The 25,240-nt window shown below is 68.5% G+C and carries 10 protein-coding genes and 3 pseudogenes; 6 read left to right on the plus strand and 7 right to left on the minus strand.

Annotated features, from left to right (window positions below; translation table 11 throughout):
- Positions 1 to 20: 20 nt before the first annotated feature.
- The 4 genes and pseudogenes from ACFC4D_RS15860 to ACFC4D_RS15875 all read left to right on the plus strand — a co-directional run.
- Positions 21 to 8,450, plus strand: a pseudogene (locus ACFC4D_RS15860) (SDR family NAD(P)-dependent oxidoreductase); the annotation flags it as partial.
- A gap of 229 nt (positions 8,451 to 8,679) precedes the next feature.
- Positions 8,680 to 9,876 (plus strand): annotated as a pseudogene (locus ACFC4D_RS15865) (beta-ketoacyl synthase N-terminal-like domain-containing protein); the annotation flags it as partial.
- 579 nt (positions 9,877 to 10,455) lie between these two features.
- Positions 10,456 to 11,406: pseudogene (locus ACFC4D_RS15870) on the plus strand (acyltransferase domain-containing protein); the annotation flags it as partial.
- 21 nt (positions 11,407 to 11,427) lie between these two features.
- Positions 11,428 to 15,141 carry an SDR family NAD(P)-dependent oxidoreductase gene (locus ACFC4D_RS15875; protein WP_376064846.1) on the plus strand — a complete coding sequence of 1,238 codons (3,714 nt, stop codon included), beginning with the start codon at positions 11,428 to 11,430 and terminating at the stop codon, positions 15,139 to 15,141.
- Positions 15,142 to 15,206: 65 nt separating this feature from the next.
- On the opposite strand, the gene ACFC4D_RS15880 is transcribed toward ACFC4D_RS15875, so the two are convergent.
- The 7 genes from ACFC4D_RS15880 to ACFC4D_RS15910 all read right to left on the minus strand — a co-directional run bounded on the left by ACFC4D_RS15880 (position 15,207) and on the right by ACFC4D_RS15910 (position 22,730).
- On the minus strand, positions 15,207 to 15,632 hold the full coding sequence (locus tag ACFC4D_RS15880) for an ester cyclase (protein ID WP_376063798.1): 426 nt from the start codon (positions 15,630 to 15,632) through the stop codon (positions 15,207 to 15,209).
- 51 nt (positions 15,633 to 15,683) lie between these two features.
- Complete coding sequence (locus ACFC4D_RS15885) at positions 15,684 to 16,451, minus strand: SDR family NAD(P)-dependent oxidoreductase (RefSeq protein WP_376063800.1); 768 nt, start codon at positions 16,449 to 16,451, stop codon at positions 15,684 to 15,686.
- Positions 16,448 to 18,316, minus strand: coding sequence for a dipeptide ABC transporter ATP-binding protein (locus ACFC4D_RS15890; protein WP_376063802.1), 1,869 nt, complete (start codon positions 18,314 to 18,316; stop codon positions 16,448 to 16,450). The genes ACFC4D_RS15885 and ACFC4D_RS15890 overlap by 4 nt, the downstream gene beginning before the upstream one ends.
- On the minus strand, positions 18,313 to 19,095 hold the full coding sequence (locus tag ACFC4D_RS15895) for an ABC transporter permease (RefSeq protein WP_376063805.1): 783 nt from the start codon (positions 19,093 to 19,095) through the stop codon (positions 18,313 to 18,315). The genes ACFC4D_RS15890 and ACFC4D_RS15895 overlap by 4 nt, the downstream gene beginning before the upstream one ends.
- 200 nt (positions 19,096 to 19,295) lie before the next feature.
- On the minus strand, positions 19,296 to 20,375 hold the full coding sequence (locus tag ACFC4D_RS15900; protein ID WP_376063807.1) for an ABC transporter permease: 1,080 nt from the start codon (positions 20,373 to 20,375) through the stop codon (positions 19,296 to 19,298).
- Positions 20,372 to 22,054 (minus strand): ABC transporter substrate-binding protein, encoded by a 1,683-nt coding sequence (locus ACFC4D_RS15905; protein ID WP_376063810.1) that lies wholly within the window; start codon positions 22,052 to 22,054, stop codon positions 20,372 to 20,374. Before ACFC4D_RS15905 ends, ACFC4D_RS15900 begins: the two co-directional genes overlap by 4 nt.
- A gap of 181 nt (positions 22,055 to 22,235) precedes the next feature.
- On the minus strand, positions 22,236 to 22,730 hold the full coding sequence (locus tag ACFC4D_RS15910) for a cupin domain-containing protein (protein WP_376063812.1): 495 nt from the start codon (positions 22,728 to 22,730) through the stop codon (positions 22,236 to 22,238).
- A gap of 145 nt (positions 22,731 to 22,875) precedes the next feature.
- On the opposite strand from ACFC4D_RS15910, the gene ACFC4D_RS15915 reads away from it, so the two are divergent.
- A complete protein-coding gene (locus ACFC4D_RS15915; RefSeq protein WP_376063814.1) occupies positions 22,876 to 23,769 on the plus strand; it encodes a sulfurtransferase in 894 nt (297 codons plus the stop codon).
- The gene (locus ACFC4D_RS15920) at positions 23,766 to 25,133 is read left to right on the plus strand and encodes an FAD-binding oxidoreductase (protein ID WP_376063816.1); all 1,368 of its coding nucleotides are present in this window, start codon (positions 23,766 to 23,768) and stop codon (positions 25,131 to 25,133) included. The genes ACFC4D_RS15915 and ACFC4D_RS15920 overlap by 4 nt, the downstream gene beginning before the upstream one ends.
- Positions 25,134 to 25,240: the final 107 nt, after the last annotated feature.

Below are 25,240 nucleotides of genomic sequence, written 5' to 3' on the forward strand. Positions count from 1 at the left end.
GAAGAGTGAAAGGCACCGCTGTGAACGCTATTGACGACGCCACGGGCGACGACAAGATCCGGCACCTGCTGCGCCGGGTGAGCGAGGAACTGTACAAGACCCGGCAGCAATTGCAGGAGGTCACCGCCGCACAGCAGGAACCGATCGCGATCGTGGCGCTCGGCTGCCGATTCCCGGGTGGGGCCGATACCCCGGAACGATTCTGGGACCTGCTCAGTGCGGGCCGGGACGCGCTATCGGAGTTCCCGGACGATCGCGGGTGGGATCTGGAGAACCTCTATCACGCCGATCCCGACCATCCTGGCACGGCCTACACCCGACACGGTGGATTCATCGACAGCGCAGCCGATTTCGATCCGGAGTTCTTCGGTATCTCCCGGCGCGAGGCCTTGGCGATGGATCCGCAGCAGCGACTTCTCCTGCACACCACCTGGGAGGCCTTCGAACGTGCGGGCATCGATCCGCGTTCGCTGCGCGGCAGCCGCACAGGTGTCTACGTCGGCACCAACGGCCAGGACTACGTGACCGGCAGTGGCAAGGTGCCCGCCGGTGTGGAGGGCTACCTGGTCACCGGCACGGCGGCCAGCGTGCTGTCCGGGCGCATCGCCTACACACTGGGGTTCGAGGGCCCAGCCCTGACCGTCGACACGGCGTGCTCGTCGTCCCTGGTGGCGCTGCACCTCGCGGTGCGAGCGCTGCGGGCGGGTGAGGTGGACTTCGCCGTCGCGGGCGGCGCGACGATCATGTCGACCCCGGCGATCTTCGTCGAGTTCTCCCGCCAACGCGGACTGTCGGTGGACGGGCGCTGCAAGGCGTTCGCCGACGGCGCGGACGGTACTGGCTGGGGCGAAGGCGCGGGAGTGCTTCTGGTGGAGCGGCTTTCGGACGCCCGCAGGCTCGGCCATGAGGTGCTCGCGGTGATTCGGGGCAGCGCGGTCAATCAGGACGGTGCGTCCAACGGCCTGACCGCGCCCAACGGTCCCGCCCAGCAGCAGGTGATTCGCGAAGCGCTCACCGACGCCGGAGTGAGCGCGTCCGAAGTGGACGCGGTCGAAGCGCATGGCACCGGAACCGAACTCGGCGATCCGATCGAGGCCCAGGCACTCCTGGCGACCTACGGGCGCCACCGCGCCGAGCCACTCCTGCTGGGCGCGGTGAAGTCCAATATCGGCCACACCCAGGCCGCCGCGGGCGTGGCCGGAGTCATCAAGATGGTCCTGGCACTGCGCCACGGGTCACTACCCGCGACCCTGCACGCGGAAAAGCCCTCCACCCTGGTGGATTGGACCGCCGGGCAGGTCGAGCTGGTAACCCGGTCGCGTGCCTGGCCATCCCCGGGCAGGCCGCTGCGCGCGGGCGTCTCGGCGTTCGGAGTCTCGGGCACGAATGCCCACGTAATTCTCGAACAGGCCATCGATTCCAACGCCTCCACCGAATCTACAGGTGGTCGTACTACCGATTCCGTCGCGTCACAACAGGTCTCGCCAGTCGAGGGGACCGACGACATCGCAGCGCCGGAATCGAAGTCGCCGGGTCATGTGTTGCCGTTCCTGATCTCGGGGACCTCGGAGGCTGCCCTACGTGCGCAAGCTGACACGCTGGCACGTCATTTCGGAGAGAGCGGCGATGCGGATCTCGGTCGTATTGCGTCGGCGTTGATCCGCGACCGCGTCACCTTCGGGGCTCGGGCCGTGGTCACGGCCGCCGATCGTGACCGGCTGATCGCGGGTTTGTCCGCGCTGGCGAACGGGACACCGGGGGCCGGGGTCACGGTCAGCGGGGGTGCTACCGGTGCGGTGGGTGTGGTGTTCGGCGGGCAGGGCAGCCAGCGCGCGGGCGTGGGACGCCAACTCTACGAACGGTTTCCCGCCTTCCGGGAATCCTTCGACGCGACGGTGGCCCTGCTCGATGAGCAGCTCGGTGCGGCGGTGCGGTTCTCGATCAGAGAGGTGGCCTTCGGCGCGCCGGGCACCGAAGGGCTGATCGACGACACCACCTACACCCAGCCGGTGATATTCGCCGTCGAGGTGGCACTGTTCCGGCTGCTGGAATCGTGGGGTATCGAGATCGCCACGGTCGCAGGGCATTCCATTGGCGGTGTGGTGGCCGCGCATGTGGCGGGCGCGTTGTCGCTGACCGATGCCACCCGCTTGGTCGCCGCGCGGGGCCGGTTGATGGGCGCGCTGCCCCGAGGTGGTGCGATGGTGGCGGTCGAGGCCACCGAGGCTGAGATCCGTACGGCGATCGAGCAGGCCGGTGTGGGCGAGGCGGTTTCGATCGCCGCTGTGAATGGCCCGCGCGCTGTGGTGATCTCCGGTGCCGAATCGCCGGTGCTCGATCTCGCGGCGCGATTGTCCGGATCGGGCAGCCGGGTCAAGCGCCTGGTGGTGTCGCACGCCTTCCATTCCGCGGCAATGGATCCCGTGCTCGCAGACTTCGCCGACGTGGTGGCGGGGCTGACCGTCACCGAACCACTGGTCCGCACACTGGTTTCCGATGTCACCGGTGCGCCGATCACGGCCGCCGAGCTATCCGAGCCGTCCTACTGGGTGCGGCATCTGCGCGGCACCGTGCGATTCGCGGACGCGGTCGCCGGGCTGCGGACCGAGGGTGTCGGAATCATCGTCGAGCTGGGCGCGGACGCCGTGCTCACGCCGATGGTGTCCGCGACCCTGGCCGATGACCCCGACCCCTGGGTCGCGGTCGCCGCGGTCCGCAACGGACGCGACGAGAGCGCCACGGCGCTGTCGGCGGCGGCGGCAGTGCACGCCAACGGCCGCCGGGTCGACTGGACCGCCATCGTGCCGCAGCAGCGGCGAATTGCTTTGCCGACCTACGCTTTCCGATACGAGCGCTTCTGGGCAACCACTACCGCTGTCACCGAATCGAGCCACGGTGCACATCCGCTGCTCGCGACCACCGTGCGCCTCGCCTCCGGTGACGGAGTCATCGCCACCGGACGGCTGTCGATCGTGGATCAGCCATGGCTGGCCGACCACGTTGTGTCCGGGCGGATCTACGTACCGGGGACCGCGCTGGCGGAATTGGCATTGCATGTCGCGGACGCGGTGGGTGCCGACGCGGTCGACGAACTCGTGATCGAGACGCCGCTGGTGTTGAACCCCGAGTCCGGCGTCGAGGTCCAGGTGAGCGCCCAGCGGGTCGAGGAGCATCACGTCGTCGAGATCCACTCCCGCCCGCCCGCCGACCCGGACGCACCGTGGACCAGGCACGCGATCGGCAGACTGAACAGCTCTCACACGGGTTTCGTTGCGGCGGTGCCCGATTCATGGCCGCCCGCCGATGCCGAACCGGTCGACCTCACCGACGCCTACCAGCGACTGTTGGCGGCAGGTCTGGACTACGGCCCCAGCTTCCGAGGCGTCCGTGCCATCTGGCGGCGCGGGCACTCCCGCTACGCCGAGATAGCGCTACCGGAATCCGGGCACGCGGACCCCGCGGGATACCTCGTGCACCCCGCGCTGTTCGATGCCGCGCTGCACCCGGTCGCGATCACCACCCCCGACGCAGAAGCACCACGAATCCCCTTCGTGTGGAACGGATTCCGCGCGCACTCCACCGGAGCCACCGCGCTGCGGGTGAGCTTCACCGTCACCACCGACGGGCTCAGCGACTTACTCGCCACCGACCCCACCGGCGCACCCGTGCTCTCGGTCGACACCCTGGTCCTGCGCGCGGCCCAAGCCGAACGCGCCCCGGCACGCGAGGGCCTCTTCGAAACGGTATGGGTCGAATACCCACTGCCGGAAGCGGCACCACTCGATGAGCAGCGTGCATGGGACTCCAACGGCTTCGATGCCCCCGCACACGCCGCTCTGGCGGTTCTGCGCGAGACGGACGCGGCCGAGCGAATCCTGCTCACCCACAACGCCATCGCCGCTGCCCCCGGCGACCGCCCCGACCCCGATGCCGCCGCGATCTGGGGCTTGGCTCGCGTCGCGGCCACCGAACGCGCCGGAACGATCACCGTGGTCGACACCGACGACGACCCCGCATCCCGGCACGTCCTGCCACGCGCGCTGACCGCGACCCGGGACGAACCGCAATTGGCGATCCGCGCGGGCCGCGCCTACGTTCCCCGGTTGACTCACGCGAGCATCGTCGCGGAGCCCCGGCCGGTGCACGCGGATCATGTCGCCGCCGCATCTCGGTTGGTAGACGAGCCTGTCGAGGTCGGATCTCGAACGTGGGATCCCGAAGGAACCGTGCTGATCACCGGTGGGACCGGTGGTCTCGGCGCGCTGCTGGCACGGCATCTGGTCCAACGCCACGGTGCTCGGCATCTGATTCTGGCCAGTCGCAGGGGAGCCGGTGCGCCCGGTGCCTCGGAGCTGGCGGCAGAGTTGCGTGGGCTGGGCGCGCGGGTATTGGTGGTGTCGGCGGATCTCACCGACCGTGACACCGTTGCCCGGGTGCTGGCCGCGGTGACTCCGGAGCATCCGCTCACCGCCGTGGTGCACGCCGCGGGAATCGTCGACGACGGTGTGCTCGACACCCTCTCCGACGAGCGGTTCGACGCGGTACTCGCGCCGAAACTGGCTGCGGCACAACTGCTCGATGAGCTGACCCGGGAACTCGAGCTATCCGCGTTCGTGTTGTACTCCTCGGTCGCGGGCTTGCTGGGCACGGCCGGGCAGGCAGCGTACGCTGCCGCCAACACCGGGTTGGACGCGCTCGCTGCCCGCAGGCAGGCGGACGGGCTGCCCGCCGTGTCGCTGGCCTGGGGGCTGTGGGCTGAAACCAGCGGCGTGACAGCGCATCTCACGGACGCCGATCGGGCTCGACTGGCCCGCCAGGGCGTGCGCGCGCTCTCGGCCGAGCATGGATTGGATCTGTTCGACGTCGCCGTGTTCCACCGCGACAGCCCGCTGCTGGTTCCCGCGCCTCTGGACCTGTCGGCGTTCGATCGACCCGGTATCGAGGTGCCGCCACTGCTGCGGATCTTGGTGCGCACGAAGCGCCGTCGAGCGGAATCAACCGTGCGCGAGACGGATTCGAGCCTGTCCTCCGCGTTGACCGGGCGGTCAGCCGACGACCAGCGGGCGCTGCTGCTGGACGTGGTGCGCCGTGAGGCCGCCGTGGCACTCGATCATCCGGACCCCGTCGGCATCCGCGGCGATCGTGCCCTGACCGAGCTGGGACTCGATTCGCTCACCGCGGTGGAATTGCGCAACCGGCTCGCGTCCGCGACCGGGTTGCGTCTGCCCGCCACGTTGACCTTCGATCACCCGACGCCGCAGGCCATTGCGGACCTGCTGCACGCGCGGCTGTCCGGGGCGACCGAGACCGCCCCTGCCGCAGCCCTGGCGGCGGACACCACCGAGGCGGATCCGATCGTGATCGTGGGGATGGCACTGCGCCTGCCCGGCGGTATCGAAACACCCGACGCGCTGTGGCGACTGCTCGACACCGGTGGCGACGCCATCGCCGAATTCCCGGGCGACCGGGGCTGGGATCTGGAATCGCTCTACGACGCCGATCCCGAGCATCCGGGCACCTCGTACACCAGGCACGGTGGATTCCTCGTGGGCGCGGCCGATTTCGACGCGGGATTGTTCGGCATCTCGCCCCGCGAAGCTCTGGCCACCGACCCGCAGCAGCGGTTGCTACTCGAAACGAGTTGGGAGGCACTGGAACGCGCCGGCATCGACCCGACATCGTTGCGTGGCAGTCGGACCGGGGTGTTCGCGGGCACCATGTATCACGATTACGCCCCGCATATTCAGGACGCCCCCGCCGATCTGGAGGGCTATCTGGTCAATGGCAGCGCGGGCAGCGTCGCCAGCGGTCGCATCGCCTACACCTTCGGATTCGAGGGGCCCGCGCTCAGCGTCGACACCGCGTGCTCATCCTCGCTGGTGGCCCTGCATCTGGCGGCGCAGTCACTGCGTTCGGGGGAGAGCGATCTGGCGCTGGCGGGCGGCGTCGCGATCATGGCCAGCCCCGCCACTTTCGTGGAATTCTCGCGCCAGCGCGCACTGGCCACCGATGGCCGTTGCAAGGCGTTCGCGGCCGCCGCCGACGGCACCGGCTGGGCCGAAGGCGTGAGCATGCTCGTACTCGAAAGACTGTCCGACGCACAGCGATCCGGCCACCCGGTGCTAGCCGTGGTGCGCGGCTCGGCGGTCAACCAGGACGGTGCGTCCAGCGGCCTCACCGCGCCGAACGGCCCGGCCCAACAGCGCGTGATCCGACAGGCACTGGCCAACGCGGGCCTGCGTGCGAGCGAGGTCGACGTGGTGGAGGCGCACGGAACCGGCACCAGGCTCGGCGACCCGATCGAAGCCGAGGCGATCATCGCGACCTACGGTGCCGAGCACGACCCGGATCAGCCACTGTGGCTGGGCTCGCTGAAATCGAACGTGGGCCACACCCAGGCCGCCGCCGGTGGCGCGGGAATCATCAAAATGATTCTGGCGCTCCGCAATCGGCGTCTTCCACAAACCCTGCACGTCGACGAGCCCACCCCGCACGTCGACTGGACCGCAGGCACCGTACGCCTGCTGACCGAGGCCCGGCCCTGGGAGCCGCAGTCCACCCCGCGCCGAGCGGGCATCTCCTCGTTCGGCGTGAGCGGCACCAACGCCCACGTCATCATCGAAGAGCCGTCCGGACTCGCAACCGACTCCGAACCAGGGGATGTCGCGCAACCGCTGTTGCTCGGATCCGACTCGGTACCAGTGGATATCGCCGAACCTTCCGCGGCTGACGTCGGCTCCGGTCCGGGGGCTGTAGGAAAGTCCGCCGCGCTCGGAGCCGGTTCCGAGGCTGCGGGATCGGAGCCCCCGGTGGTGTGGGCGCTGTCCGGGCACGACGCTGCCGCGTTGCGTGGGCAGGCGGTTGCGTTGGCGACGTATCTGCGGGCCAGGGACGAACTCACCGACGTCGATATCGCACGGACGCTGTGGGATTCGCGCGCGGCACTTGCCGAGCGGGCGTTGATCGTGGGCGACGCCGACGAGCTGCGCGCAGGACTCGAGGCGCTCGCTTCGGGCTCGGCGCTGCCCGCTCATGTGGTCACCGGGACCGCTGATGTGACCGGGCGGACGGTGTTCGTGTTCCCCGGCCAAGGTGGTCAGTGGCCGGGCATGGCGGACGAGTTGTACCGCACCACTCCGGTTTTCGCGCAGCGGCTGGAGGAATGCGCGCGAGCGCTGACGCCGTTCGTCGATTGGCCGGTGCTCGAGGTTCTGCTCGGGCGCGCCGATATCGACACCGATCGGGTCGATGTGGTCCAGCCCGCGCTGTGGGCGATCATGGTCGCGCTCGCGGAGGTCTGGGCCGCACACGGTGTGCGGCCGGACGCGGTGGTCGGCCACTCGCAGGGCGAGATCGCCGCGGCCGTGGTCGCGGGGGCACTCTCGCTCGAGGACGGCGCGTGGGTGGTCGCGTTGCGCAGTAAGGCGATTGCCGCGCACGCCGGGCACGGTGCCATGGCAGCGGTCTCGTTGTCCGCGACAGCCGCGACCGAGCTGGTCGCGGAGTACGACGGACGGATTTCGGTGGCCGTGGTGAACTCGCCCACCTCGGTGGTGCTCTCCGGTGCGGTGGATGCCATCGAGGAGCTGCTGGCCCGGCTGGACGCCGACGGAGTGCGCAATCGACGGGTGGCGGTCGACTACGCCTCGCACTCGGCGCAGATGGATGACCTGCGCGCGACCTTGAACACCGAACTCGAGGCGGTGCGGCCGAGAGCCGCGACCGTCCCGGTTCTGTCAACGGTGTCAGCGGACTGGCTCGACGGTACCGAGCTGACGGGGGAGTACTGGTTCGAGAACCTGCGCGGCACAGTGCGGTTCGAGGAGGCCACCCGACTGCTCCTGGAACACGGCTACCGGGCGTTCGTCGAGATCGGCCCGCACCCGGTGCTGTCGTCGGTGCTCGAGGAGACCATCGCCGACACCGACACGACCGCCACGGTCGTGGTGGGCACGCTGCGCCGCGATGAGGGCGGGCCGCAGCGCGTCGCGCTCTCGGTGGCCACGGCGGTCAGCCGCGGTCTAACCGTTGACGGTGAGGCGCTGCTGCGCAGCCGTGGCCATCGAATCGACCTGCCCACCTATGCCTTCCAGCGCAGCAGGTACTGGATCGACGCGGACCGTTCGGCCTCGCGCCGTGGCGACCGACCCGGTCGTGCACCGAGCGAGATCGCCGAGATAGCGAGTCCCGTTGTGCTGGATCGGTTCTCCGGGCTCGACGAGACCGAGCGACGCGGTGCTGTACTGGACCTGGTTCGTGCCGAGACCGCCGCAGTGCTCAAACACGGTAGTGCCGCGGATGTTCCGGCCACGCGCGCCTTCCGTGAGCTGGGCCTGGATTCGTTGACCGCGGTCGACCTACGCAATCGATTGCGGTCCGCGACGGGGTTGGCATTGCCCGCCACGCTCATCTTCGACCATCCCGCGCCCGCGGCGGTGGCGGACTTCATCGCGTCCGCTCTACCCAGCGCGGGCGGTGTGGATCGCGCAGCGCCGATCGATGCCGATGATGCCCTGCGAGCGCTCGAGGAACTACTGACCGGCGGCGCGGCCGATACCGACGCGGTAGCCGACCGACTGCGCGCGCTCGCCGATCGCCTCGCCGCACCGGGGGCCGAGCTCGACCTCGACTCCGCTTCCGATGACGAACTATTCGACCTGGTAGACAGGAACTGACGAGATGGCCACCGAAGCCAAACTCCGTGAATACCTCAAGCGTTCCATCGCCAAGGAACAGCGGTTGCAACAGCGCCTCGACGAGATCGAGGCCCGCTCGCGCGAACCGATAGCCATCGTGAGCACCGCGTGCCTGCTCCCGGGCGGGGTGTCCTCGCCCGAGGAACTCTGGGAATTGGTGACGCGCGGCGGTGACGCGGTCGGGGATTTCCCCGCCGATCGCGGCTGGGATCTGGAGGCGCTCTACGATCCGGATCCGGACGTGCCCGGTACCTCCTATGCCAGACAGGGCGGATTCCTCACCGGCGCAGCCGAATTCGACCCGGACTTCTTCGGCATCTCGCACCGCGAGGCGCTGTCGATGGACCCGCAGCAGCGACTGTTACTGCGCGTGACCTGGGAGGCGTTCGAACGCGCGGGCCTGGATCCGCACGCGTTCAGGGGCAGTCGCACCGGTGTATACGCCGGACTCGCCGGTCACGACTACGGTTCGCGCCTGGATCCGGTGCCCGAGGATCTCGAGGGCTACCTCGCGATCAACAACCTCGGCAGCGTGGTGTCGGGCCGGATCGCCTACACCTTCGGTTTCGCGGGCCCGGCGGTAACCGTCGATACGGCCTGCTCGTCCTCACTGGTGGCGTTGCACCTCGCGGTGCGGGCGCTACGGGCGGGCGAGATCGATCTCGCGGTCGCGGGCGGCGCGTCGGTAATGTCCACCCCGATCGGGTTCACCGAGTTCTCCCGCCAGCGCGGGCTGGCCCCGGACGGCCGTTGCAAGGCGTTCTCCGATGACGCGGACGGCACCGGCTGGTCCGAAGGAGTGGGAATTGTGCTGCTGGAACGACTTTCCGAGGCCCGCCGCAACGGCCATCAGGTACTGGCGGTGGTGCGCGGTACCGCGATCAATCAGGACGGCGCGTCCAACGGACTCACCGCGCCCAATGGGCCCGCACAACAGCGGGTGATCCGCGAGGCGCTCGCGGATGCCGGTCTGGGTGTCGGCGATGTCGACGCGGTCGAAGCGCACGGCACCGGCACCGTACTCGGCGACCCCATCGAGGCGCAGGCCATTCTGGCGACCTACGGATCACGCACCACCGGTGAACCCTTGTGGTTGGGCTCCCTGAAATCAAATATCGGCCACGCTCAAGCGGCGGCGGGAGTAGCGGGCGTGATCAAGCTCGTCGAAGCCCTCCGGCACGCGCACCTGCCTGAAACCTTGCATCTGGGAACGCCGTCCACGCTCGTGGATTGGGAATCAGGCAGCGTCGAGCTGCTGTCGCGGGCACGCGAATGGCCCGAAACCGGCCGCGCGCGGCGCGCGGGAGTCTCCGCGTTCGGGGTCTCGGGCACGAACGCACACGTGATCGTCGAGCAAGCGGTGGATGAGCCGCAGGACGAGGCGGCTGGGATCGCGCCGGAACCGGAAACCGTGCCGGAGGCGGGAACCGTGCTGGGGGAGGTCAGCGCACCTGATTCGGGGACTGCGCCCGCGACTGCCGGACAGCTGCCGTTCGTGGTCTCGGGCCATGGAGTGGACGGGCTGCGTACTCAGGCGGCGCGGCTCGCCGAATTCGTCTCGGCCACAACCGTCGAACCCGCGTCGATTGCTTCGGCTCTGGTGCGGGATCGGGTCGCGCACGACACCCGTGCGGTCATCGTCGCGATCGAACGAGGCGAGTTGGTCGCGGCGCTGGATGCGGTGGCGCAGGGACGGGTCAGCCCCGCAGCGGTGCTCGCGACGGACGCGAACGGGGGAGTCAGCGTCGTGTTCGCCGGGCAGGGCAGCCAGCGCGCCGGTGCGGGAGCGGCGCTGTACGAACGTTTTCCGGTGTTCGCGGCGGCATTCGACGCGGCAGCTGCTGCGCTGGACCGCTATCTCGGTGCGGCCGTGGAGCGCTCGGTGCGCGAGGTCGCGTTCGGCGCGCCGGGCACCGCTGGTCTCATTGACTCGACCCTCTACACCCAGCCGGTGATCTTCGCCTTCGAGACCGCGCTGTACCGGCTGTTGGTGTCATGGGGCATCGAGATCGACACTGTCGCAGGGCATTCCATCGGAGGGATCGTGGCCGCGCATGCGGCCGGGGTGCTCTCGCTCGAGGATGCCGCTCGGCTGGTCGCGGCCCGTGCGCGATTGATGGGCGCATTGCCTCCAGGTGGTGCCATGGTCGCGATCGAGGCGACCGAGGCCGAGGTGCGCACTGTCATCGATACGGTCACCGCACGTGCGAGCAGCGTCGCGCACACCGGCGACAGTGCCGCTGTGGCATTGGAGAATTCGCCGCAGGTGTCGATCGCGGCGGTCAACGGGCCGAATGCGGTGGTGATCTCCGGGGCCGAGGACGCGGTGGTGGCGGTTGCGGCCGAGCTCACCGGATCAGGACGGCGGGTCAAGCGGTTGACGGTCTCGCACGCTTTCCACTCACCACTCATGGAACCCGTGCTCGACGAATTCGCCAGTGTGGTAGCCGAACTCGACTTCGCCGAGCCTGACGGCGTCACCCTGGTATCGGACAGCACGGGCGCGGTGGTCGGCCGCGAGGAGCTGGCTGATCCGGACTACTGGGTCCGGCATCTACGCGGCACCGTACGTTTCGCCGATGCCGTCCGCACCGTGCGCGGACAGGGTGCCGGGGTGTTCCTCGAGATCGGGGCCGATGCGGTGCTCGCACCGATGATTTCGGCGATCTTGGCCGAGGAGCAGGTATCGGTGACGGCGCTGGTACGCAATGGTCGCCCTGAGATCGCCACCGTGCTGAGCGCCGCCGGTGCCGTCTACACCCACGGACACCGAGTCGACTGGGCTGACATCGTGCCGCCCGCCGCGCGTATCGCTCTGCCCACCTACGCCTTCCAACAGCAGCGCTTCTGGGCCGAACCGGTCAGCCGTGCACGGAGGGGCGCAAGCGCCGGTGCAAGGGCCCTGGAGCATCCGCTGCTATCGGGGGCGATCGCGGCGGCCGAAGGCGATCGACTACTGCTCACCGGGCAGCTGTCCCTGCGCACTCATCCGTGGCTGGCCGACCATGCGGTCCTGGGCACGGTCATCGTGCCCGGCACAGCACTACTCGAGCTGGTAGCGCGTGCCGGTGAGGAAGTAGAGCTGCCCGCGATCGAGGAACTGATCGTGGAGTCGCCGCTTGTGCTGGGTGACAATGCCGTAGACCTCCAGGTTTCGGTGAGCGTGAATGGGGATGGCACCTCCGCTGTCGCGATCCATTCGCGGCCGGTGGGCGGTGCCGGTGACGCCTGGACCAGACACGCCACCGCCGTGGTCGGACCCGAAACCGCCACGAGCACGGTGGATTTGGGCGCGTGGCCGCCGCCGGGAGCCGACCCCGTCGACGTGACGGGCATCTATCCCACGCTGTTGGAGACCGGCCTGGCCTACGGTCCCGCGTTCCAGGGACTGCGCCGCGCGTGGGAGCGCGAGGGTGAGCTGTTCGTCGAGGTGGAACTACCCGAGGTGGTAGGGGCGTCTGCCGAAGATTTCGCCGTCCACCCCGCGCTTCTCGACGCAGCCGTGCATCTACCCGCACTACGAGCGCTGGCCGACGTGCCACCCGGTCAGAACCGGCTCCCCTTCGCCTGGAACGGAGTCCGGATCTATGCCGACGGCGCTGCGGCCCTGCGCGTCCGCATTGCCTCGACCGGCCCGGACACGGTCTCCATCGATGCCGCCGACCCGACCGGAGCGCCCGTACTCACCATCGACAGCCTCGTTGCGCGCCGAGTATCAACCGCGCAGCTGCGCTCGGCCCGTGCGGAATTGCGCGACACTCTGTTCGAGGTCACCTGGACCGAACTCCCGGCCTCCGCAGCACTCGGCCACTGGCTGGTGCTCGATGACGGTACACACGCCCAATCGGTCCTCGATGCCCTGCGCGCAGGTGGCCACCGCGCCGATCTCGCCGATCCTGGAACCGCCGGTCAGCCCGTTGGGGGTGAATCCGGCAGCAGTCTGCGATCCCGGGACAGCCTCTTGTCCGAGATCGGTACTGTCACACGCGAGTCCGCCGCCGGAGCCGCCATAGTTGCTGCGGCCGACATCGATTCACTGCTTCCAGTGCTGCGGCGTTGGCTCGCCGATCCCGAAACCGCCACCGTGCCGCTCATCGTGCTCACTCGTGGCGCGGTCTCCGTGCCGGAGACCGAGGCACCCGATTCGGCCGCCGCGGCGGTGTGGGGTCTGGTCCGATCGGTGCAAGCCGAACATCCGGATCGACTGCTGCTCAGCGATATCGACGACGCACCCGAGTCCTGGGCCGCGCTTGCCGCGACCCTGACCGTGGCGGGCGACGGGGATTCCCAGACCGTACTTCGAACCGGGCGGCTCTCGGTGCCCCGGCTGCGGCGCTGGGATCCACCTGCCGCCGAGGAGGACTCGAGCTGGGACACCACCGGGACCACCCTGGTCACCGGCGGTCTCGGTGGTCTCGGTGCGGAGGTCGCGCGCTATCTGGTCACCACACATGGCGCGCGGTCGGTGGTGCTGGCGGGCCGTCGTGGCGCGGCCACCGAGGGAGCGGCAGAACTGGTCGCAGACCTCGAATCCAGCGGTGCCACGGTCACTCTCGCGGCGGTAGACGTATCCGACCACTCCGCGCTGGAAGCGGTACTGGCGGCCATCCCCGACGAACGCCCCCTGACCACCGTCATCCATGCGGCGGGCCTGGTCGACGACGGACTATTCGAAACCATCACCCCGGAGCGAATCGCAGCGGTCGCCGCTCCCAAGAGCGGTGGTGCCCGCGCCCTGGACGAATTGACCCGCTCAATCCCCACGGTGACCCGGTTCGTGCTCTTCTCCTCGGTATCGGCGCAACTCGGCGGCCCCGGCCAGACGGCCTACACCGCCGCCAACGCCGAGCTGGATGCCATTGCCGCGCAACGCCGTTCACTCGGCCTACCGGCTGTATCCATCTCGTGGGGCCTATGGGAACGCACGAGTGGTACGACAGCGGCGCTCTCGGCCGCCGACCGCGCGCGCATAGCCAGGAACGGACTCCGCGCCCTGTCCACCTCGACCGCGCTGGCGCTGCTCGACGCGGCCGCGGGCCGCCCTGCGGTAAGCGCGGCGGGTAGCCCCAACCAAGAAGACACGGTCGACCTTGCGGAAGGTGTTGCGGGCAAACAGGTGACGAGCGGTGCGACGGATGCGGCTGTGCGCCACCCCGCGGTGGTGGTCGCGGCCGGGTTCGACGGGCGGGCGCTGGCTCGGCGGACGGATGCGTTGCCGCCGGTGCTGCGGTCGCTGGTGCCGGTGCGGCGGCGCGGTGCGGCGCGCGATGCGGAGTCGGGATCGACGTTGCGGGCCATCGCGGCGCTCGAAGGTGAGGCTCGGGAGAGAGCGCTGCTCGATGTGGTGCGCACCGAAGTCGGTGTGGCGCTGGCTCATCCGTCTCCGGAGTCCATCGCCGGTGATCGGGCACTGGTGGAGCTCGGGCTGGATTCGCTCAGTGCGGTGGAATTGCGCAATGGCTTGGGGCGGGTGACCGGGTTGCGGCTGCCCGCGACTCTCACCTTCGACTATCCGACTCCGCAGGCCATTGCCGAGTTCGTCGGCGGGCAGATCGGGGCCGACCCGGGATCGACTCCGGCAACTGCCGCCCCCGGCGGTGGGTTGTCCGCGATTCACCGCGCGATGCATGATGCCGGAAAGCATTTCGAGGCCGCGCAACTGCTCATTGCAGCATCGCACGCGCGCACGACCTTCAGCGTGGACGAGCGCGCACGACATGCGCTGGCACCCATCCGGCTCGCCGAAGGGCCGGGGGAGACCGTGGTGGTGGCCTTCCCGGCGGTGAGTGCGATCTCCGGTCCGCACGAATACTCGCGTGTGGCACAGGAATTGCGCGGGGAGCGCGATGTGTACGTGGTGCCCGCCCCCGGATTCACCGCTGGCAGCGATGAGCTGCCGGACTCGGTCGACACCCTGGTGCGACTCGGAGTGGAGGCGCTCATCGAGGTGGTGGGGGATCGTCCGTTCGTGGTGCTGGGCCGCTCCATGGGTGGCTGTGTCGCGCACGCGGTCACCGCGGCACTCGAATCGGAGGGGCGTGCGCCGCGCGGGCTGCTGCTGGTGGACAGCTATCCCGTCGAGGCGGCGCTGGAGCCCGGTATGGAGTGGTGGACCGGGGCCATGATCGGCGGCATGCTCGCGCGCGTCGACCGGTTCGATTTGGCGGTGCAGGACGAGCGGCTCACCACCATGGGCACCTACAACCGGGTGTTCCTGGACTGGCGCGCCACGCCCGTGCGGACGCCGATCCATCTGCTGCGCTCGGATACTCCGCTACCGGGCACTCGGACCGACGGACCCCGTGATTGGCGGGCGTTCTGGCCGGTGCCGCACAGCACCGCCGACATTCCGGGCGATCATTTCACGGTGCTCGAGGAGGACGCGACCTCGACCGCGCGGGCCCTGCGCGCCTGGATCGACACCCTCGAGCAATCACAGGGGTAGGCGGTCACGCTGAAACGCGAAGCCCGGCAGGGAAATCCGTGCCGGGCTTCGCTGTGTCGAAAAGCTCAGCGGGCGAGCTGGGCGACGATGCCGTACCGGTCCGGCAGCACCCCGTATTCGACGATGCGACCGTCCCGGAAGCGAATGGTGCTGATGCTGACCCCGGTGAACCGGCGGCCCGCGCCGCTGTCCGGCACACCGAAGATCTCACCGCGCTGCACGCCGTCGATGCTCCAGTAGACGACCACCCGATCATCCTCGGCGATCAGATCGTCGACGGTGGCGGTCACACCTTCGACGTTCTCGCGCAGCCAGGTAATGTGCTCGACGAATCCGGACCGGCCCTTGATATTTCCGGCCGGGACCGCGGTATCGCGACCATCCTCGGCGATGATCTCGTCGAGCACCTCGAGCTTGCCCTGGGATACCACCTCGTCGTAGAACCGCCGGGCTGCGGCCTTATTGGCTTCGATGGCAGAGATCGTGGTCATCATGTGCTCCTTCGTGCGAGTGATGGAACTATCGGAAATCGGTCTGATAGATCAGAAGCCCTGGCCGGGCAGCGGCAGAATGCCGAGATTGGCGTCGAGACCGCCGTCCACGACCAGGGTTGTGCCGGTGATATAACCCGCCGCCGGCGAAGCCAGGAACCAGATGGCCTCGGCCTGCTCGACGGGTTCTGCGAAGCGGCCCAATGGAATCCGGCGTTCGATGGCCGCCAGCAAGCCCGGATCCTGATGCACACTGGCGGTGATGCCGGTGCGGGTCAGACCCGGTGCCAGCGCATTGATCCGCACACCCTGTGCGGCATAGTCGATCGCGAACGCGCGCACCAGGTTGATCAGCGCACCCTTGGACGCGTTGTAAGCCCAGTTGCCCGGATCGCCGCGCAGGCCCGCCACCGAGGCGGTGAAGATCGCCGATCCGCCACTTTTGCGCAAGGCCGGAATCGCCGCTCGCAGACCGTGAATGGGCCCGCGCAGATTGACTCCGAAGATGCGGTCGGCCGCATCGACCGCACCGGGCGTCTCCAGCGGCGGCGTGCCGCCGGTCCCGGCGTTGAGCACCACGGTGTCGATCCGGCCGAACCGGTCCAGGGCGGTACGCACCGCTTCCAGATTCACCGCTTCGGCGGACACGTCTCCGGTCAGGGTCACCGGATCGCCGGACAGCGCGGCGAGGCCGCGCTCGTCGACGTCCACGGCGATCACTCGGTGTCCACGCTCGGCGAACAGTTCCGCGGTGGCGCGGCCGATGCCGGACGCGGCACCGGTGACGATCGCGACCCGGGGGTCATCGGTCGATGTCATGCGATTCCTTTCGAGAGTGAGTGTTCGGGCGGAGAGTGCGAAGGTTCGTGGGTCGCCTCGGGGTTGAGGTCGTGCTCGCGACAGGCGGAGCGGGCTGACGCCGTGGCCGGGCCCGGCGGTCGCGGGACAGCCGCGAGTAACTCGCGGGTGTAGTCGTGCTGAGGATCGGCGAAAACCGCTGCCGTATCGCCGATCTCGACGATGCGTCCGTGCTGGATGACCGCGACTCGCTGGCACAGCCTGCGTACCACGGCGAGATCGTGGGAGATGAGCAACAGCGCGGCTCCGCTGTCGCGCCGCACTCGATCGAACAGGTCCAGGATCTGCGCCTGAATGGTGATGTCGAGTGCGGAGACCGGCTCATCGGCGACGATCAGATCCGGTGCGGCGGCCAGGGCTCGCGCAATGGCCACTCGCTGGCGTTGTCCGCCGGACAGTCGGGCGGGTCGCACATCGCGTAGCGTGCGCGGCAAGCCGACCTCGGCGAGCAGTTCGTCGACGCGTTCGGCGCGGGCGGCTCGTGACCCGATCCGCGACAGTGCCTCGCCGATGATCGCCGCGACCGAGTGCCGGGGATCGAAGGCGCTCAGCGGATCCTGGTCGATGAGCTGTACGCGATGCCGGTGCGGTCGGCGTTCGCGTTCGCGCAGACCTGACCAGGGCGTGCCGTCGAGCAGCACTTCGCCGCTGTCCGGGGTCAGATGCGCGAGCGCCAACCGGGCCAATGTGCTCTTGCCGGAACCGGATTCGCCGACGACCCCCAGGGCTTGTCCCGGGTGCAGTGTGAACGACACCGGGTCCAGGCCCACGGTGCCGCCGCCGGGCAGTTGATAGTGTTTGCCCGCCGCGCGGAACTCCAGCAGCGGAACAGGATTCACTGGCACCGGTTCGGGCGGCGCGGATACCGGTATGACCGGGGCGGTGGCCTCGCCCGGGTGCAGGCAGCGGACTGTGCGTCCGTCGACGAGCGGGATCGGCTCGGGAATATCTGTGCGGCAGTCGTCGTCGGCGAGCGGGCAACGCGGCGCGAACGGGCAGCCGGTGTCGGCCGGTGCGGCCCAGCGTGGTGCGGCCGAGGTCAGCACCGGGCCGTCCAGTCGCGGGGCGGCGGAGAGCAATTCGGTGGTGTACGGATGCGCGGGCGCGCCCAGCACCACCTCGGCGGGTCCTCGTTCGACGATGATCCCGGCGTACATGACCGCGACCGTGTCCGCCGATTCGGCGACCACCGCCAGATCGTGGCTGATCAGCAGCACCGCGGTACCGGCTGCGCGCAGATCGCGCAGCAACCTCAGAATCTGCTGTTGCACCACGACATCCAGCGCGGTGGTGGGCTCGTCCGCGATCAGCAGTTCCGGGCCCGCCGCCAGCGCCGACGCGATCAGCGCCCGCTGACGCAGACCGCCGGACAACTCGTGCGGATACTGCCGCCAGCGGCGCTCCGGATCGTCGATGCCCGCCCGTCGGAGCAGCCCGAACACCGCGTCGTCGAGGCTTTCGGCATCGGCGAGCCGGTGGATCTCGAGCGGTTCGGCGACCTCGTAGCCGATGCGGCGCAACGGATCCAATGACGTCAGGGCGTCCTGCAAGACGAAACCCACACGGCGGCCACGGATTCGACGCCAGCGTGCGTTGCTCGCGCCGTGCAGGTCGTCCGTGCCGAGGGTCAGTTCGCCGGCGCTCACCCGGGCATCGACCCCGGCCAGCCCGACCAGTGCCCGTGCGGTCACGCTCTTGCCGGAGCCGGATTCGCCCACCAACGCCACACATTGGCCCCGGTCGACGTCGAGATCGACCGACCGCACCGCGACGGTGTCGCCGAACCTCACCGACAGCTCCCGCACCGACAAAAGACGTTCGCTCATCGGGTGACCCCCTCCACGCGGTCGCGCAGGGCGCGACCGGCCACACTGATCGACATCACGGTGAGGGTGACCGCCAGGCCCGGGAACAACGCCAGCGTCCACGCGGCGCTCAGATAGTTCCGGGACTGCGCGAGCATCGCGCCCCATTCCGGTGTCGCGGTATCGGGCCCCAGCCCGAGGAAACTCAGCGAGGAGCCGATAATGATCGCGGTGCCGATATTGATCACCACCAGCACGCTCAGCGGCAACAGCACATTGGGCATGATGTGCTGCACGGTGACCCGCCACGGCGGAATCCCCAAATCCAATGCCGCACGTACGTAGGCCAATCGACGCACCTGATGAGTGCGAATCCGCACCAGCCGGGCGAACCCGGGAGTCAGCGCGATGGTGATGGCCAGCACCACGTTGCCGGTTCCCGGACCCAGAACCGCCACCACGAGCAGCGCCATCAAAATGGTCGGAAACGCCAGCAGCACATCGGCGAGCCGCATGCCGATCTGATCGGCGACCGGTCCGCCCAGCGCCGCGGCCAGTCCCCAGAGCGTGCCCGCGGCCGTTGCGAGCAACGTTGACCCGATCCCGACCAGCAGTGAGGCGCGCGCTCCGTAGACGACGCGCGCGTATTCATCGCGACCCAGCCAGTCTGTTCCGAAAAGATGTGTGCCACTGGGGGCTTGGAGCGCGATACCGGGATCGATGGACTCCGGTGAGCCCGCCAACAGGTGAGGTGCGATAACCGCGATTGCGGCCAGCGTCAGCACGATCGCAGCGGCCATTCTCCCCGGTCGCAGCCAGTAACGTCGGTTCCACAGACGATTTAGGCTCGGCTGCAATCGGTTCGAATTCGGCCGCAGGCGGTTCGGCGTCGGACCCTCGTGATTCGACTTCCTTTGCCATCGGTTCAACGTTGCCTGAAGCCGATATCGCAATGGCCGAAGCGAATTCGGTGTCTCCCACGTCCGTGTCGATGGCGAGTTCACCGAGCCACCTCCCGAATCCGGGGATCCATCAGCCGGTAAAGCTGGTCGAGCACGATCGAGATCACCGCGAACGCCGCAGCGGTCAGCACCACCGTGCCGGTCACCACCGGATAGTCGCGGCCGCGCACCGCGGTTACCAGCAGCTGGCCCAGACCCTTTCGCGCGAAGACCGTTTCGACCACGACCACACCGCCGAGCAGATTCCCCAGCATCCAGCCCGAGAGCGTCAGCACCGGAGCGGCCGCATGTCGCAACGCGTGCCCGGCTCGCACCCGGAGTTCGGTCGCGCCGCGCGCTCGCACGGTGACCGCGAACGGCTGCTCGAGCGCCTGCTCCAGCCCGTCTCGGGTGACCTGTGACAGCACCCCGGCCACAGCAACGGCGAGCGTAAGCCACGGCAGCACCAGTCCGCGCAGCCCGGTCGCGCCGACCACCGGGAACACCTGCCAATGGAACGAGAACAGTGCCAGCAGCACGAACCCCACCCAATAGGTGGGCATGGACAGCGCGGTGAACTCGACCGTCCGCGCCACAGCCCGCGAGCGCGGACGCTGAGCGGTGAACATCGCCACCGCAACGGACACCGCGAGCCCGAGCACTAGCCCACCGACCGCGAGTTCAACAGTGGGCCACAGTTGCTCGGCAATGAGTGCGCGCACCGGACGATGCTGCTGATACGAAGTTCCGAGATCCCCATGCGCCAGACGCCCGAGGAACCTGGCGTACTGCACATGGACCGGCGAATCCAGCCCGTACTCCGACCGGATCTGCGCCAGCACCTGCGGCGAACTGGTCGCCGCCACCCCACCCGCGATCGCCCGCGCCGGATCCCCCGGAATAGCCTGCAGCCCAACAAAAGTAAGCGTCGCCGCCGCCCAGATCACCAACACTGCGAGAGCAAGGCGTCCGACGAGCCACCGTACGGGTTGCGGCAACCGCCGCAGCGCGTCTGGCAGCCACCGCGATGGTCGAATCAGCCGTCGTGAGTTGTCGGGAGTCAGCCGCGCCAGTCGGGACAGCTGCTGAGAGGGTTCAGGTGCCGACCCCGGCTGTGGAGTGCCGGGCGATTGCGTCACGCCGCGAGCCAGGCGTCGTAGAACCGGGGGTACGTCTGGGCGTCGAAGGCCAGGTCGCGTACCGACTTGGCGTATCCGGTCAGGCTGACCGGGGTGTAGATCGGGATGATGTATGCCTGGGAGAGCACTTCGTGCTGGACCGAGGAGTAGTTTCCGGCGGCTTGTTTGGGGTCGGTGGTGGCCGCGGCGCCGGTTACCCAGGAGTCGAGCTGGGGTGAATTGACCAGTGCCACATTGCCGCCCGCCTTGGCGTAGGTGTTGGCGGAGAAGAACGCGAACCTCAGCACGTCGGGGGTGGGCCGGGCGAAGCTGACGTCGACCAGGTCGTAGCCGCCGCCGATGAGGTACTTGTCGACGTAGGTGCCGGTGTCGACGGTGGGCCGCTGGATGTCGATGCCTACGGTGCGCGCCTGAGCGCGGATGCCGTCGGCGACCACGTCGCGTTGCTCCCGGGTGCCGTCGGGCCAGTACGGCCAGATCAGCGACAGCCGCGCGCCGTCCTTGACCCGGAAGCCTTCGGAATCGGTGTGATTCCATCCGGCCTGATCGAGCAGCCGTTTGGCATTGTCGGGGTCGAAGGCGGTCAGGCTCTTGCGCGCCGAGGCGTCATATCCGGCGGTGACCTCGCTGATCGCGTTGTCCGCCACCGGATAGTGACCGAAGTAGATATTCTTCACCAGCTTCGCCACATCCACCGATGCGGTCAGCGCCCGGCGCACCAGCGGATCTGCCAGCGGCCCACGCGACTGATTGAGGTACACGTTGTAGTTCAGGCCGGGCGTCTCATCCGAGTTCAGCGTGAAATTCTCCCGCTTGGCCAGATCGTCCGCCGAGACCGGCGGCACGCCACCGATGGCCTGCACCTGACCGCTGGTCAGCGCGCCGTAGCGGGTGGCGTCCTCATTGATGAACTGGAACACCAGTTTGCCCAGGCGCGCCGCACCGGAATGGGCACTGCCCGGGGCGGGCCAGCGATAGGCATCGAACCGCGTCAGCGTTTCGGCCTTGCCCTGCTCCCAGCTCTCATAGGCGAAGGGACCGGTGCCGACCGGACGATAGGTCTGATCCGCCAGGGCCTTGGGGCTCTGGATGCCCAGACTCGGTGTCGACAACGCCTGCAGGAACGGTGTGAACGGTTGTTTGAGAACGACTTCCACCGTGAGCGGATCGATGACCCGTGTCTCCTGATAGGCGCTGATCAGCGATGCCGCGTACGCGGACTTGGTCTTCGGATCCACGATGTGATCGAGACTGGCTCGCACCGCCTCGGCGGTGAACGGCGTGCCGTCGTGGAAGGTCACCCCTTCGCGCAGCGTGAACCGATAGGTTTTGCCGTCAGGCGAGATCGTCCACGAATCCGCGAGCCACTTACCGAACGAATCCGGACCGGTCTGCGCCACCAGCGAATCGAAGATATTGCGATTGACCAGACTGGTCACCGCGGTCGCCGCCACCGCCGGATCGAGCGAGACCTGAGTGCCCGCCACCGCGTAGACCAGCGTGCCGTTCTCGGTGATCGGCCCGGCGTCCTCGGCATCGCTGCCCGACAGCCCGACCACCACGCCCGCCGCGACAGCCACCCCGACCGCGACGGCCGCCGCGATCCAGAGGGTGCGCCGTCGGCGCGAGCGGATCAGGGGTCGTGCGGCCGGACGATCGGCCTCTTCATGAGTAGACATGTCACCCGTTCGTCGAAGTGTGAGTTCGGCCGGAACCGACACCCCGCCGACCGATGAAAACTCAACCTGCCGAACGTGTTTGGGTCAATCATTTGCGATCACGTGAATTCAATTCGATCGATCGAATTCGATCATCGAAAGAGATCGGAAGTTCTGATCGAATCGCGTGATCGATCGGCGATCAAGGATGCGGATGAATCGGATCCACCCAGTGCACGGTCTCGGGCGCCTCGACCGGCTCGATATCGAGATTCACCACCACCGCCTCGCTGTCACTGCGCACCAGCACGCATTCGAGCGGCTCATCGGTGCTGGCATTGATCTCCTGATGCGGGACATACGGCGGGACGAAGATGAAGTCGCCCGGTCCGGCCTCGGCGACGAACTCCAGCTGATTTCCCCACCGCATGCGCGCGCGACCGCGCACCACATAGATGACGCTCTCGAGCGCGCCGTGGTGGTGAGCAGCGGTTTTGGCATCGGGATGGATGGTGACCGTGCCCGCCCAGATCTGCTGTGCACCCACGCGGGCGGCGTTGATCGCCGCCGCACGATCCATCCCGGGGGTCTGCGCGGTATTGGGATCGAGCTGCCCGGATGGGATGACCCGGACTCCGTGGTTGCGCCATTGGCTGGACGTCGCATCCGAATTATCTTGCTGCCCAATTGTTGTCATGGTCGCTCCCACACTCCCGGACTGATGTGGTCGGCGATCGTACGCTCGCTCGCGCACGGCGCGCAGACGTTGGGATTGCCCTGATTCCAAGACTTCACCGTGCCACCGGGGTCGGGTTTGCTCGTCCTCGGAGAGGAGTTCTGTCATGACGATCCGAAGTAGCGCACTGCGCGCGAGCGTTCTCATCACCGCGGACGAGCTGGCCGAGCGAGTGCGGACCGGGGAACCGGTCACCCTGCTCGATGTGCGCTGGCAGCTCGATCGCCCGGACGGGCGTGCGGACTACGCGCTCGGCCACATTCCCGGCGCGGTGTACGCCGATCTCGAGAGCGAGCTGACCGACCATTCGATCACCGGACGCGGCCGCCATCCGCTGCCTTCGGGCGCGACGCTACAGGCGGCCACGCGCGCGTGGGGGGTACGCTCCGGGGTTCCGATTGTGCTGTACGACAACTGGAATCGCGCCGGTTCGGCACGCGCGTGGTGGGTGCTGCGCGCGGCGGGAATCCACGATGTGCGCATTCTCGACGGCGGACTGAGCGCGTGGACCGAGTCGGGGCGCGCACTCGATACCGGTGCGGTGGTTCCGGTTCCCGGCGATGTCGTCGTCCAGCGTGAGGATCTCTACGACGGTGAGCTGGCCACCCTGACCGCCTCCGAGACCGCAGAGGTTCCCGAGCGCGGCGTGCTGATCGACGCGCGAGCTCCCGAGCGGTTCCGCGGTGAGTCCGAGCCGTTGGACCCGGTGGCCGGTCACATTCCGGGGGCGCGCAATGTGCCCAGCGGATCGCTGCTCGACGAGCGTGGATTCTTCCGGGACAAAGCGGAATTGGAGCAGCGGTTCGCCGTCGCGGGCATCTCGAATGCCCCGGTGGTCGGAGTGTACTGCGGATCCGGTGTGACCGCGGCCGTCGATATCGCCGCGCTGGCTGTTCTCGGTATCGACGCGGCGCTGTTCCCGGGCTCCTGGTCGCAATGGAGTTCGGATCCCGCCTTGCCCGTCGCCACCGGCGCGACCGAATCCGAAGCCACGCGGTGAGTCCGGATCCGGTGCCGCTGTCGGTTACCGGGGCGGCGCTGTTCTCCGGAGCCGTGCTGACCGGGCCGGACATCGCCGACACCTACCGGGTGGACAGATCCGGGTATGAGCCCTCGGGAACGCCGGAGCTCGTGGTGATCGCCGCCGATGTCGACGATGTGCGCCGTGCGGTCACTTACGCTGCCGAACAGGGACTTTCGGTGGTGGTCCGGGGTGCCGGCAGCGGGCTGGCCGGTGGCGCGAGTGCGGGGCGGGGTGCGCTGGTGCTCGATGTCAGCGCACTGCGCCGGATTCTCGAGATTTCGCCGGTCGACGAGCTGGCCGTGGTGCAGGCCGGAGTGAGCGCGGCCACGCTCGACGCCGAAGCCGCCGAGCACGGGCTGCGATACGCGCCCGACCCGGCGAGTGTGGCCATCTCGACCATCGGGGGGAACATTGCCACGAACGCCGGTGGACTGCGATGTGTCAAATACGGCGTGACCCGGGACGCGGTGCTCGGGCTCAGTGTCGTACTGGCGGACGGCAGCCTCCTGCATACCGGCCGCCGCACCGCGAAAGGCGTTGCGGGACTCGACCTTACCGGCCTGTTCACCGGCTCCGAAGGAACGCTGGGCGTCATCGTCGAGGCGGTGGTGCGGTTGCAACCGATTCCGATCGACATCGTCACCATCGCCGCGTATTTCGACGACGTCGATCAGGCCGCCGCGGCCGCTGCGGGAGTGCTGGCGGCACGGGTCCGTCCCGCCATGCTGGAACTGCTCGACGCGGCGTCGCTGCGTGAGGCGCAGGACCTGCTCGGCGTGCGAGGGCACCCGGCCGGTTCCTTCCTGGTGGCGCAGACCGACGGATTCGGCTCCCGAGCGGAAGCCGATCTGATCGTGGATGTGCTGCGGCAGTTCACCTCTCGCATCGAGGTCGGCGGCGATCCCGACGCGGCGAGCCAACTGCTCGCGGTCCGCCGGGCGGCGCTGCCCGCACTCGAGCGGCACGGTCGGGCGCTCATCGAGGATATCGCCGTCCCCCGCTCGCGGATCGCCGACGCGGTGCGCCGTATCAGCGCGATCGCCGCCGAATTCGATAGCCGGATATATACGTTCGGCCATGCCGGAGACGGAAATCTACACCCGATAATCGTGGTGCCCGACGGCGATTTCGCGGCACGCGCCCGGGCCGAGTCGGCCGCCGACGAAATATTCGCCGCAGCCTTGGAATTGGGTGGCACCATCACCGGCGAACACGGCGTCGGAGTGCTCAAACGCAAGTGGCTCGAGCGTGAGCAGGGAGCCGATGCGCTGCGGGTGCAGCACGCCATCCGGCGGGCTCTGGACCCGGCGGGAATCTTCAACCCGGGCAAAGCCTACTGACCAGGCAGGCACGCTGAGCGATCGACTCGGTGCGCGCTGCCGAACGGTCTATTCGGTAATTCGGATAGCTTTTCGATCCGCGAGATTCGAATGCGGCGAACGCATTT

It is taken from the genome of Nocardia sp. NPDC056000, assembly GCF_042269265.1.
Taxonomy (GTDB): Bacteria; Actinomycetota; Actinomycetes; order Mycobacteriales; family Mycobacteriaceae; genus Nocardia.

Coding starts and splice junctions, on each gene's coding strand:
- ACFC4D_RS15880 (WP_376063798.1), bottom strand. CDS start 15,632: ATGACCACGATCTCTGCCATCGAAGCCAATAAGGCCGCAGCCCGGCGG.
- ACFC4D_RS15915 (WP_376063814.1), top strand. CDS start 22,876: ATGACGATCCGAAGTAGCGCACTGCGCGCGAGCGTTCTCATCACCGCG.
- ACFC4D_RS15885 (WP_376063800.1), bottom strand. CDS start 16,451: ATGACATCGACCGATGACCCCCGGGTCGCGATCGTCACCGGTGCCGCG.
- ACFC4D_RS15905 (WP_376063810.1), bottom strand. CDS start 22,054: ATGTCTACTCATGAAGAGGCCGATCGTCCGGCCGCACGACCCCTGATC.
- ACFC4D_RS15890 (WP_376063802.1), bottom strand. CDS start 18,316: ATGAGCGAACGTCTTTTGTCGGTGCGGGAGCTGTCGGTGAGGTTCGGC.
- ACFC4D_RS15895 (WP_376063805.1), bottom strand. CDS start 19,095: ATGGCCGCTGCGATCGTGCTGACGCTGGCCGCAATCGCGGTTATCGCA.
- ACFC4D_RS15910 (WP_376063812.1), bottom strand. CDS start 22,730: ATGACAACAATTGGGCAGCAAGATAATTCGGATGCGACGTCCAGCCAA.